The sequence below is a fragment of the Rahnella rivi genome (assembly GCF_019049655.1).
Taxonomy (GTDB): Bacteria; Pseudomonadota; Gammaproteobacteria; order Enterobacterales; family Enterobacteriaceae; genus Rahnella; species Rahnella rivi.
On sequence record NZ_JAFMOX010000061.1, the window covers coordinates 154290 to 166108 of the forward strand.

At 56.8% G+C, this 11819-nt stretch carries 8 protein-coding genes; 5 read left to right on the forward strand and 3 right to left on the reverse strand.

Annotation, left to right across the window (positions count from 1 at the left end):
* Positions 1-2: 2 nt before the first annotated feature.
* A complete protein-coding gene (locus tag J1779_RS14825; RefSeq protein ID WP_217204108.1) occupies positions 3-1391 on the reverse strand; it encodes a CoA transferase in 1389 nt (462 codons plus the stop codon).
* A 389-nt stretch (positions 1392-1780) separates the two neighbouring features.
* On the opposite strand from J1779_RS14825, the gene J1779_RS14830 reads away from it, so the two are divergent.
* A complete protein-coding gene (locus J1779_RS14830; RefSeq protein WP_217204109.1) occupies positions 1781-3436 on the forward strand; it encodes a glucan biosynthesis protein D in 1656 nt (551 codons plus the stop codon).
* Positions 3437-3578: 142 nt separating this feature from the next.
* Here J1779_RS14830 and J1779_RS14835 read toward each other — a convergent pair whose 3' ends face one another.
* The gene (locus tag J1779_RS14835; protein ID WP_056780449.1) at positions 3579-3761 is read right to left on the reverse strand and encodes a hypothetical protein; all 183 of its coding nucleotides are present in this window, start codon (positions 3759-3761) and stop codon (positions 3579-3581) included.
* Between the two features lie 390 nt (positions 3762-4151).
* Between J1779_RS14835 and J1779_RS14840 the strand changes: the two genes are divergently transcribed.
* Entirely contained in the window at positions 4152-5249 is a 1098-nt protein-coding gene (locus tag J1779_RS14840; RefSeq protein WP_122095444.1) for a glycerol dehydrogenase, read from the forward strand.
* 33 nt (positions 5250-5282) lie between these two features.
* On the opposite strand, the gene J1779_RS14845 is transcribed toward J1779_RS14840, so the two are convergent.
* Entirely contained in the window at positions 5283-6569 is a 1287-nt protein-coding gene (locus J1779_RS14845) for a DUF445 domain-containing protein (protein WP_056780443.1), read from the reverse strand.
* Positions 6570-6718: 149 nt separating this feature from the next.
* Here J1779_RS14845 and J1779_RS14850 point away from each other — a divergent pair, with 149 nt between their 5' ends.
* The 3 genes from J1779_RS14850 (at position 6719) to J1779_RS14860 (ending at position 11806) form a co-directional block, all read left to right on the forward strand.
* Complete coding sequence (locus tag J1779_RS14850) at positions 6719-8377, forward strand: multidrug ABC transporter permease/ATP-binding protein (protein WP_217204110.1); 1659 nt, start codon at positions 6719-6721, stop codon at positions 8375-8377.
* Between the two features lie 29 nt (positions 8378-8406).
* Complete coding sequence (locus tag J1779_RS14855; protein ID WP_217204111.1) at positions 8407-9225, forward strand: hypothetical protein; 819 nt, start codon at positions 8407-8409, stop codon at positions 9223-9225.
* A 151-nt stretch (positions 9226-9376) separates the two neighbouring features.
* Positions 9377-11806: a DUF3772 domain-containing protein gene (locus J1779_RS14860; protein WP_217204112.1), complete on the forward strand. Its 2430-nt coding sequence runs from the start codon at positions 9377-9379 to the stop codon at positions 11804-11806.
* Positions 11807-11819: the final 13 nt, after the last annotated feature.

Sequence of the window (11819 nt, forward strand, 5' to 3'; positions counted from 1 at the left end):
GGCTACGCCTTCCGCCAGCTGGCTGGGGACGTGCCGAGCGCAGAGGCAGGCAAATCCCATTGCCACGCGGTGCCCTCGAGCTGAACGGGCGCACGTAAGCGCCACCCCGGCCCCCACACGGTATATTCCGGCTGCGACGAGTAGTCTTCTGCCTGCGCGGCATAAATCCGCGACGCAGGCGCTGTCTCTTGTGCCCCGGAGGTCATCAGTTCACGGGCAGTACGCGCCAGCGACAGCCGTGTTTCACTGCCCTGATGCGTTTCGACGCGCTGTGCTAACCCCTGAATCACCGCTGCCGCCATCAGATAACCGGTGACGTGATCCAGCGCCTGAACCGGCAGCGGCACAGGCTTATTCTCGCCCGATTGCTGCATACCCTGTTGCGCGATGCCGCAACTCATCTGCACCAGACTGTCGAACCCGCGCCGCTCGCGCCACGGCCCGCTCCAGCCGTAGGCATTCAGACAGACATCCACCAGCCCCGGCGACAGGGCGCGCCGCTGTTCACTGCCATAACCGAGTTTGTGCAACGCACCGGCGCGATAGCCGTGAACGATCACGTCCGCCTCCCGCAGCAAGGTTTCAAAACGGTGCCTGTCCTGCGGGTTGTGCAGGTTGAGCCGTGCGCAACGTTTACCTAACGTCACGTCGGCTTCCTGGCCCGGTTCATCCCAGCCAAACGGGTCGATGCGCAGCACATCCGCGCCCAGTCCGGCCAGAAAACGCGTGGCTACCGGCCCGGCAATGATGCGCGTGAGATCGAGGACGCGCACGCCTGCCAGCGGACGCTCGCGGCCCATGGCCCATGCAGGTGGCGTGGCAGGGGGGCAAAGTGCGCGCTGAAACAACGGCTCACTGACCAGCGATTTTCCCTGCACATGCTGCTGCCACTCACCGGCGCTGAACATTTGCGCGGCACAACCTCCGGCCAGCACCACCGCCTGTTCCAGCTCTGCTTTCTTCCACAGAGCCACCCGTGGCGCCAGCGCCTCCCGGTGGTTTGCCTTGCCCAGCACCGTTTCGACGACAAGGCGATGGGCGGGCGCATTGGTGTGAAGACGGATCCAGCCGTCGGCGGTGGCGTAATCACCGGCCAGACTGTCCCAGACCGGAGGGATTTCCCAGCCGTCAGGTTTGATGCTGCTCTGGCACCACAATGACGCCAGCCTGCGGTCAACGGTGACAGCACGGGTAATGCCGTCTTTCAACGACAACAGATGCGACAGCGCCTGCGCCGCCACCGCCACGGATGCTGTGATGAGCGTTGTCACCGGATAATAAGCCGGTAAATCCCCTTCACCGGTCACATGCAGCGCCGCAGGCAGGCGGTCCCTGCCGGTGAGTTGTGCATACAGCGCGCGGGTTCGTTCCGGGATGTTTTCATCAGACATACTGCGACTCCAGAAGGCGGATAACGGAGTTACAAATTTAGAACATTTTGGCCGCAGCGTGCCAAATGAGGGAGAGAAGTGCCCTGAAGCGCACGAAATTCAGGGTTCTGTAACAGAATGCTCCTAAAACGCCCGCGTGAATTACCACCACACCACGCCCCGCAAAGGGCGGTTGGCGAACCTGCCCGCAGCCCCTGACCGGCGGGGGCTGCGCGCTTTCAGATGTGCTTACTTTTACAAGCAAAATATTAGCTGAATGCATTCAATTTCTTATACTCGGCGGGTGAATTTTACGTTAGCCTTGAGGTCGAATTTTTTCGAACACCGCGGGGGCGGCGCCCTGAGGCGAAGCCCCCAGATTTTTGCCCAGTACAGGAAACGAATCTGGCATGGAACGAAGAGCATTTATTCAAGCTTCAATGGCATTCGCCGCCTGGTGCGGTGTGCCGGCTATGTCCACACTGTTCACCCGTTCCGCTGAGGCGGCAGAGGCGAACGTGGCAGACGGCGGCGAACTGCCGTTTGATTTCAACGCCCTGCAAAAGATGGCGAAGGACTTAGCGGATAAACCCTATGGCGGTGCGCCACAGCCTTTACCTAAAACGCTGGCTGAGCTGACACCGCAGGCCTACAACGCCATACAGTACGATCACGCCCATTCCTTGTGGAACGGATTGCAGGACCGGCAGCTCGACGTCGAACTGTTCCACGTGGGCATGGGCTTCAAACGTCGCGTGCGCATGTATTCGGTGGATCCGGTCAGGCACATGTCGCGCGAAATCCATTTCCGCCCTGAATTGTTCAACTATCATGATGCTGGCGTGGATACCAAACAGCTCGAAGGTTTCTCCAATCTCGGATTCGCCGGTTTTAAGGTCAACAAAGCGCCTGAACTGACGCGCCGCGACGTCGTTTCTTTCCTCGGCGCCAGCTATTTCCGCGCGGTGGATGACACCTATCAGTACGGCCTTTCTGCCCGTGGCGTGGCGGTGGATACCTTCACCGATCAGCCGGAAGAGTTCCCGGATTTCACCGCGTTCTGGTTCGATACGCCTAAACCGGGTGATACCACCTTCACGGTGTATGCGCTGCTCGATGGCCCAAGTATCACCGGTGCCTATAAGTTCGTGATCCACTGCGAACCGACGCGCGTGGTGATGGAAATCGAAAACCATCTTCATGCCCGTGAAGACATCAAACAGCTGGGCATTTCTCCGATGACCAGCATGTTCAGCTGTGGCACCAGCGAGCGTGGCCGTTGCGACACCATCCATCCGCAAATTCATGACTCCGATCGCCTGCAAATGTGGACCGGCAACGGCGAATGGATTTGTCGTCCGCTGAATAACCCGAAACGTCTGCAATTCAATGCGTTTGCCGATAACAGCCCGAAAGGTTTTGGCTTGCTGCAACTCGACCACGAGTTCAACAATTATCAGGATGTGATTGGCTGGTACAACAAACGTCCGAGCCTGTGGGTGGAACCAGTCGGTGACTGGGGGAAGGGCGCGGTTAACCTGATGGAAATCCCGACCACCGGCGAAACGCTGGATAACGTGGTGTGCTTCTGGCAGCCGGAAACGCCGGTGAAATCCGGCGCTGAGTTCAGTTTCAGCTACAAGCTGTACTGGAGCGGCACGCCGCCGCACCGCAGCCCGCTGGCCAATGTGCTGGCTACGCGTACCGGTATGGGCGGGTTCCCGGAAGGCTGGGCGCCGGGTGAAAACTATCCGGCAGTGTGGGCGCGTCGTTTCGCCATCGACTTTGTCGGCGGTGAACTGAAAGCCTATGCCGATAAAGGCATCGAGCCGGTGATCAACGTCTCTCACGGCCAGATCAAGAATATCGAAATTCTGTATGTCCAGCCGTTCGACGGATACCGCATCTTGTTTGACTGGACTCCGGACAGCGATTCCGTCGCGCCGGTCGAACTGCGCATGTTCCTGCGTTCCGGTCAGACCGCGTTGTCAGAAACCTGGCTGTACCAGTATTTCCCGCCAGCGCCTGAAAACCGCAAGTACATCGACGACCGCCAAATGCGCTAACCCGCAGCGGCGTTTAAAAAAGCAAAAGCCCCGATTCGCTCGGGGCTTTTGCTTTTTACTGACTTGTTTTGCAGATGCACCGGACACAGGATCTGCCTTGGGTAAAACAAGGGTACTCAGCTGACGAAGGCGAAGACGGCAATCAAAACGCCTTAACCAGCATTCCGGTCTGCGGTTGTTGCTGAGGATTTCTCAGCGCCGCGTCGAAAGATTTTTCAACCTCTTTCAACTGTTGTAAGAATTCTTGCGGCGAGAAGTCGTGCGGTTTGCTGCTCATATAGGCCAGGGCCAGTTCTTTGGCGTTGTAACGCTGAAAGTTATACATGCTGTTCCTTATTCATCTCAGAGATTATTAATGGGATGGCTAACAGCAAGCTGGTGTACTCAAACGTCCTGCCACTGCTTACGACGTGCTGCCAATGCAATGCATTCTACGGAAAAGATTGATAAGTAAAAGCTGGTGCGGTTTATGCATTTGATAGCTGAAACCTAACTCATCACGGTTTTTTGCTTGCACATCCCAATAGTCTTTTCAGGTGATTAATTCATCAGGCCACTGTCTCTGCGGAGGAAAGCCTTCATCCTGCTCAGAGAGAAAATTTCTTTGCCAGTCATGCTGTTAATGTGAATTAAAAGGGTGGGCGCGGGCCGCCTGCTGGGGTAGGCTGAAGGGAGTCATTCACATCTCAATGGTCTACGAAAAGAGGTTTTTATCATGAGTAAATTTATCTTCTCTTCGCCAAGAAAGTACGTTCAGGGAAGCGGTGTGCTGGATGAGTTAGGGGATTACCTGCCGGCGCTCGGCGGGAAATCTTTCCTGATTGCTGATGACGTGGTCTGGGGCATTATCGGCGAGCGCGTAAAAGCATCGCTGAGCGCCGCACAGGTCGAATTTCATTATGAACGTTTCAACGGCGAAGCTTCTGCCAGTGAAATCAACCGTCTGGCGGCCATTGCCCGCGAAGCGGGGACGCAGGTGGTGGTCGGTCTTGGGGGCGGTAAAACCCTCGATACGGTAAAAGCTATCGCGGATGAACTGAAACAAAACGTGGTGATTGTGCCGACGGTGGCCTCAACCGATGCGCCGTGCAGTGCGCTGTCAGTGATTTACACCGACGAAGGCGTGTTCGAATCCTACCGTTTCTACAACAAAAACCCGGATCTGGTACTGGTCGATACCCAGGTGTGCGCCCAGGCGCCGGTGCGGTTGTTTGCCTCCGGGATTGCAGACGGTCTGGCGACGTTTGTGGAAGCGCAGGCGGTGTTGCGCTCACACTCCCACTCGATGGTAGGCGGTGACCCGACTATCGCCGGGATGGCGATTGCTGAAGCCTGTGAAAAAACGCTGCTGACCTACGGTTACAGCGCCTATACCGCCGTTGAGCAAAAACTGGTGACGCCAGCCGTCGAAGCGGTGGTGGAAGCCAATACGCTGTTGTCCGGTCTGGGCTTTGAAAACGCCGGTCTGGCGGGTGCTCATGCGATCCACAACGGATTCACCGCGATTTCCGGCGACATTCATCACCTGACGCACGGTGAGAAGGTCGCCTACGGTACCCTGACGCAGATGGTGCTTGAGCAGCGCCCTGACGAAGAGATCGCCAAATACGTGCGCTTCTACCGTTCAATCAAAATGCCTACCACGCTCAAAGAGATGCATCTGGAAAATGAAACCTTTGCCAGCCTGGTAAAAGTGGGTGCACTGGCGAACGGCGAGGGCGATACGCTGGGCAACCTGAATCCGCATCTGTCGGCAGAAGACGTTGCCAGCGCCATTCTGGCGGTCGATGCGTTCAGCAAGTCAGTGAAGTAAATAGTGCGTCCTCCCCTGCGCGGGGAGGACATTTCAGAACCGCGCCATCGCCCACGGCAGTACTACCGGCAGTTGCGACAGCAGATACAGCACCAGCCCGATAAACGCGCCAACCAGCGTGCCGTTGATGCGGATAAACTGTAAATCCTTACCGATGTTCAGCTCGATTTGCCGCGACATGTCACGCGGATCCCAGCCTTTGACCGTATCGCTGATGTGGCGGGTGAGGAAGGTGGCGAAATCCGGCGCGAGTTTACCGGCGATGGTTTCCATTTGCAGATTCAGCGAAGCCCGCAGTTTTTCATCCTGTGCCAGCGCATTTCCCAGCCACTGGCCGGATTCGGTGACTTTGACAAACACCCGCGAATCCTCGCTTTCTAAATCTTCCTTCAGCCAGTTACGCATGTCGCCCCACAGTTGCAGCACGTAGGCGTTCAGCTTCTCGTCATCTTTCAGGTACTGCTTAATTTCTTCGGCTTTCTGCGCCGTCGCCGGATCGTTTTGCAGCTTCCAGATAAAACTCTGCACCGAGCGGTCAAAGCCTTTGCGAAAGGCGTGGGTTTTATCGTTGCCCATATCGTCGAGCACCGAATTCACCGCATTGGACACCATATCCGCGCCGTTGCGTCCCAGCCAGCCGGTGGGCAGCAGTTTGGCCGTCAGGGGGTGTTCACGCTTCATCCAGCCGACGATTTGCGCCGAAATAAACTGCCGGGTGCTGTCCTTTGCCAGCAACACTTCCAGCTGATCCATGGCCTGATCGAGCAACTCCTGATGGCGGCCATTTCGGGTCAGGCTTTCCAGCAGCGTGGCGATGGATGACGAGAGATCGATTTTGTCGATCACCCGGTACAACGCGCGGCGAATCAGCTGCGCGATGCGCTGATCGTCAGTGACATCCAGAAAACCGCGGATCATTTTAATGGCGTAGCGGGCAAAACGTTGGGCGTTGTCCGGTGCGTTCAGCCAGTCGGTCAGCATCCGCGCCGGATCGTGCTGGCGGATAAGGTTTATCAGCGTGGCGGGTGCGAGGAACTTTTCCTGCACGAACACCGCCAGATTGTCGGCGATTTTGTCTTTGTTTCGCGGGATGATCGCCGTATGTGTGGAAACAAACGGCACCGGCACACGGCGGAACAACGCCACCACGGCGAACCAGTCAGCCATTGCGCCGACCATAGCGGCTTCGGAAATGGCTTTCAGCCCGGAAACCCAGAAATTGGGTGGCAGAAAAAGGGTGATCACAAACAGGGCCGCAGCAATCAGCAGCAGCCCCAGCGCGTTACGTTTACTTCGGCGAAGTTCTTGTTCTTTATCCATGGCCCCAGTTTAGGAAGCGAAAAGCAGGCTGTCAGCTTTTTTCTCCGTGGCGAAGAGAGTTGATAAAATGAGAATTATTCTTGATATGAGACAATGTCTCATTAAACTGCCTGCAATCAGGTTTCTGGCATTCACAATGAGAGCATTTCATGGAGTTGTTACGCGTCGTTTTTAAGCAGTATCGCTGGCCGTTTTTGGGCGTCATGTTGCTGAGCCTGCTCAGCGCCATTCTGGGCATTGGCCTGATCGCGTTTATCAATCTTAAACTGATAGAAACAACCCACGCTTCCCTGATGGTCTTACCGCAATTTCTCGGCTTATTGCTTCTGCTGATGGTGGTGACCCTCGGTTCACAACTGGCGCTGACGATTCTCGGTCACCATTTTATTTACCGTCTGCGCGGCCAGTTCATCAAACGTATTTTAGATACCGACATCGAGCGCATTGAACAAATCGGCAACGCGCAGCTGCTGGCCAGTCTGGGCAGCGATATCCGTAATATCACCCTGGCGTTTGTGCGTCTGCCGGAGCTGGTGCAGGGGATTATCCTGACCCTCGGTTGCGCCGCGTATCTGGCCTGGCTGTCACCGAAAATGCTGCTGGTGACGGTTATCTGGCTGGTGATCACCATTGTCGGCGGTTTCAAACTGGTGTCGCACGTTTACAGCCATCTGGCGAAAGTGCGTGAAGCGGAAGACAAACTGCAAACCGACTATCAGAAAGTCATCGAAGGGCGCAAAGAGCTGGCGCTTAACCGCGAACGGGCGCGCCATCTGTTTGATGATGTTTACCGCAAAGACGCCGAGGAGTACCGCTACCACATTATTCGTGCCGATACCTTTCACCTGAGCGCCGTGAACTGGTCGAATATCATGATGCTGGGGGCGATCGGGCTGGTCTTCTTTATGGCAAACACGCTGGGCTGGTCAAATACCGATGTCGCCGCGACCTATTCCCTGACGCTGCTGTTCCTGCGCACGCCGATGCTGCAGGCCGTGGGCGCGTTGCCGACGCTGCTCAGCGCACAGGTGGCCTTTGGCAAACTGAAAGCCCTGAAACTGGCGCAATACCAGGAGGAGTTCACGCCGCCGGTGGTGACGACCCGCTGGCAGACACTCGAACTGCGCGATCTGGTGTTCAGCTATGAAGGCAAAGAAGATCATGCCGGTTTTGGCATCGGGCCGCTGAACCTGACCATCACCCGTGGCGAACTGGTGTTTCTGATTGGCGGCAACGGCAGCGGAAAGTCTACTCTGGCGATGCTTCTGACCGGGCTTTATCACCCGCGCGGCGGGCAAATATTGCTCGACGGTGTTGCGGTTACCGCGCAGAACGCGGAGCAATACCGGCAGATTTTCTCGGCAGTATTCACCGATTTCCATCTCTTTGGTCAGCTGATGGGGCCGCAGGGGCAGGCACCCGATCCGCAGGTGGTGGAAGACTGGCTGCAACGCCTGAAAATGAAAGAAAAACTTCAGTTCAGCGGCAACGAAGTGACCAATCTGCAACTCTCCGCAGGGCAGCGTAAGCGCGTGGCGCTGCTGCTGGCGGCGGCTGAGGGGCGCGATTTTCTGTTACTGGATGAATGGGCTGCCGATCAGGATCCGCAATTTCGCCGGACGTTTTATCGCGAACTTCTGCCGCAACTGCGTAACATGGGCAAAACCGTACTGGCAATCAGCCACGATGATCACTATTTTGAACACGCCGATCGTCTGCTGGAAATGCGACAGGGTAAACTTAAAGAGCTGCACGGGCAGGAGCGCGCTGACGCCAGCCGCGATGCGGTCGCACAAATCGGTCTTTAAGCGACGTTTTTCGAGATAAAGGAACACTCATGAACTGGAACGAAGTGATGGTGTGGGGCATCAGCGGTGTGGTGCTGGCGTCGGTGCTCAGCCTGTTACATAAAAAGGGCAAACTGGGCCGCGTGCCCGGCATCATCCTGTTTGTTGTGCTGATTGTGGGCGGCGCAATAGTGTGGGGCGGGGTGATTAAGCCGCGCGTCATGGGCGAAAGCGAAGAGCAGAAAATCGACAGCGCGCTTTCCGAACTGCCGCTGTATGGCACCATCAGAACACAGGAACCGGCGCTGTATGCGCAGATCCGCCGCGATATTTTGCAGATGAAGAAGGAAGGGAAACCGCAGCAGGAAGCCATTGATACCGTGAAACCGAGGGTGTCTGAGTTGCTGTCTGCTCGCATTGTTCATGCGCCGGATGCGGCGGTGAATGCAGCGATGCAGGTCAATCTCGAAGAGATGCAGACCCTGCTGGCGCGCAAAGACGGTTCCTGCTTTAAGTTTCTCTATCCGCAGGTGAGCGGCGGGGTGAACACCGCGCAGGTGCTGCCGCCGGAGCTGTTCCGCAAAGATCTGAGTACCATGAACGATTTACTGCTGGCGACCGGGCCGGGTCAGACCGATCTGCCGGTGGCGGTGAGCACCGAAAAAGTCATCCTGATGATGGCGCCGGTGCGCGAAGCGCTGGGAAATATGTACGGCGATCAGTTGCAAATGTTCAGCGACCTGACCAAGCCGGATGTTGATCGCGAAAAAGTGTGTGAGATTTCCATCAGCCTCTATTCCGGCATTCTGGCGCTTCAGCCCGCCGATTCTGCGGCCATCCTGCGCCAGATGCTGGGTAAACCCAACTGATCCCCACGGACGGTACGCGCCCGCGTGCTGTCCGTGAAGATACGGATTCAGACAAACAGACAATCCCTACTACTTTTCCGACTAAGAACAGGTATTCTTAGCCGGAAATTCATAAAACAATAATTTACCGAACTTCCGGAATCCTTTTTCTATGCAAAAATTGTTAAGAATGCCGCTGTTGCTGGCATTGTTGTCATGTCTGCTGATGACCCCCGCGCTGAGTCAGGGCGATGAAGCCACCGGCCAGCCGGACGCCCAGCAGCCGGTGAAAGTCAACGCCACTACGGCGTTACCTGCGCTGCAAAAACGTCTGGATCAGCTCAAGCAGCAGGTGTCGGCGGCGAAAACCGATAAGAAATTTACCGGCCTCAACGACGGCGCGCAAAAGCTGGCCGAAGACGCCGACAAACTGGCCGTGGCGCTGGCACCGCAGCTGGAAGAAGTGCAGGCGCAACTCGACGTTCTCGGCCCTGCGCCGGCGGCGGGTACGCTGACTGAAACGCCTCAGGTGGTCAGCCAGCGTAATAAACTCAACAACAGCAAAACGTTGCTGACTACCCAGATTGAACAAACCAAAGGTATTGCGACCGGTGCGCGAAATCTGTCCTCGCAGATTTCCGGGATGCGCCGTGACGCGCTGAAAACTCAAATCGCGCTCAATACCGGCAGTATTCTCGGCAGCAATTTCTGGTCACCGCTGATCACGCCAAATGAAGACGATGCCGCGCGCTTTGACGATTTTGGCTCGCAGGTCAGCGATGCCTGGACGCAGGCGTGGAGCCCGGACTGGCGCGTCGGCACGGGCATTTATCTGCTGCTGGCGCTGTTGATTGGCGTGTTTGGCCGGAAAACGCTGGATCGCCCGATGAACTGGATCCTGCCGCGCTGGTTGCCGCAGGGGCGTTTTCGCCGCAGTTTCCTGGCCTGTTTCACCACCCTGAGCACCACCTTTACGCTGGGCATCAGCGTTCAGTTACTCGGTTTTATCTTCACCCGCCTGCCGGACACGTCGCAGTGGGTGAATGAATTTGCCGAACAACTGGTTGAACTGACCTATTTCTCGGCGGTGATCGCCGGTCTGGGTATCGCGTTACTGTCTAACGGCCATCCGTCGTGGCGTTTACCGGGCATCGCTGATCCGCTGGCGAAAACGCTGGCGTCATTCCCGGTGCTGCTGGCGGGCTTTATTTTCCTGTTCGGCATTATCGAACAGCTGAACAATCTGGTCGGCGCGAGCATCGCCGCCACGCTGTTTGGCAATGGTCTGGCGGCGTTGCTGGTGGCGCTCAACTGTCTGATTGCGCCGCTTCGCGTTAACCGTATGCGCCGTAAAATGCGCGCCGACGGAGAGCAGACCGAAGCGCGCTCCACGCTGGCGGGGCTTATCCATCTGGTGATCAGCCTGACGGCCTTCGTCATTCTGATCGCCTTGCTGATTGGCTATATTCCGCTGGCGCGTTTTGTCACCTTCGAACTGTTGTGGATCGGTCTGGTGGTTTGCAGCCTGTATCTGCTGATTCACTTCTGGGTCGATCTGTGTGAAAGCGTGTTTTCGGCGACCACACACAGCGGCAAAATCCTTAAAGGCACGCTGAGCGTCAACGATCGTCACCTGTCGCTGGCGGCGACACTGTGCTCGGCGCTCGGTAAAACAGCGCTGCTGCTGATGGCCGCCGTTGCCTTGCTTAACGGGACGTTCGGCACCACCACGCCGCTGGAATTGCTGAGTAAAATTGTCGACATGTGGGGCGGTAAAGGCCTCGAAAGCCTGAACATTATTCCGGCGCACGCGGTCAATGCGGTGCTGTGTCTGGTGGTGGGCTGGTACGTGCTGCGCTCCGCCAAGCGCTGGCTGGATAACGATTTCCTGCCAAAAACCATGATGGATCGCGGCATGCGCGCCTCGCTGGTGACGCTGTTCACCAACGTGGGCTATGTGCTGATCATCATGCTGACGCTGTCATCGCTGGGCATTGAGTGGAACAAACTGGCGTGGATCGTCAGCGCCTTGTCGGTCGGTATTGGTTTCGGTTTACAGGAGATCGTGAAGAACTTTATCTCCGGTCTGATCCTGCTGACGGAACGTCCGGTCAAAGTGGGGGATTTGATCAGCATCAGCGGTGTGGAAGGGGATATTCGCCGCATCAACGTTCGCGCCACCGAAATTCAGCTCAGTGATAAATCCACGGTGATTGTGCCGAATTCCCAGCTGATTTCGCAGAACGTGCGTAACGCCACCATGGGTAACGCGCAGGGTGTAGCGACCATTGTCCTGACTTTCCCGCTGGACATCGACCCCGAGCAGGTACGCACGCTGTTACTTGACGCCTACAACCTGCACGAAGCGATTCTGGAAAACCCGCCGCCGTCCGTCAGCTTTAAAGAACTGGGGCCGACCGGCATCGTGCTGAGCGTCACCGGTTACGTCAACAGCCCGCGCATGGTAGGCGGAACGCGCAGCGACCTGCTGTACGAAATCCTCAAGATGCTGCGCGCTGCCGAAATCAGCCTCAGCCAGACCCAAACCATGGTGTTGGAACAGCCGCTGGCGCGGATTGCGGCGGCAGAAGAATCCTCATAGTTCAAGGTCATGG

What these genes read in the sequence shown, in the direction of transcription:
- J1779_RS14845 (WP_056780443.1), bottom strand. Translation starts at nt 6,569, where the DNA reads ATGGATAAAGAACAAGAACTTCGCCGAAGTAAACGTAACGCGCTGGGG.
- J1779_RS14830 (WP_217204109.1), top strand. Translation starts at nt 1,781, where the DNA reads ATGGAACGAAGAGCATTTATTCAAGCTTCAATGGCATTCGCCGCCTGG.
- J1779_RS14840 (WP_122095444.1), top strand. Translation starts at nt 4,152, where the DNA reads ATGAGTAAATTTATCTTCTCTTCGCCAAGAAAGTACGTTCAGGGAAGC.
- J1779_RS14825 (WP_217204108.1), bottom strand. Translation starts at nt 1,391, where the DNA reads ATGTCTGATGAAAACATCCCGGAACGAACCCGCGCGCTGTATGCACAA.
- J1779_RS14835 (WP_056780449.1), bottom strand. Translation starts at nt 3,761, where the DNA reads ATGTATAACTTTCAGCGTTACAACGCCAAAGAACTGGCCCTGGCCTAT.
- J1779_RS14850 (WP_217204110.1), top strand. Translation starts at nt 6,719, where the DNA reads ATGGAGTTGTTACGCGTCGTTTTTAAGCAGTATCGCTGGCCGTTTTTG.
- J1779_RS14855 (WP_217204111.1), top strand. Translation starts at nt 8,407, where the DNA reads ATGAACTGGAACGAAGTGATGGTGTGGGGCATCAGCGGTGTGGTGCTG.
- J1779_RS14860 (WP_217204112.1), top strand. Translation starts at nt 9,377, where the DNA reads ATGCAAAAATTGTTAAGAATGCCGCTGTTGCTGGCATTGTTGTCATGT.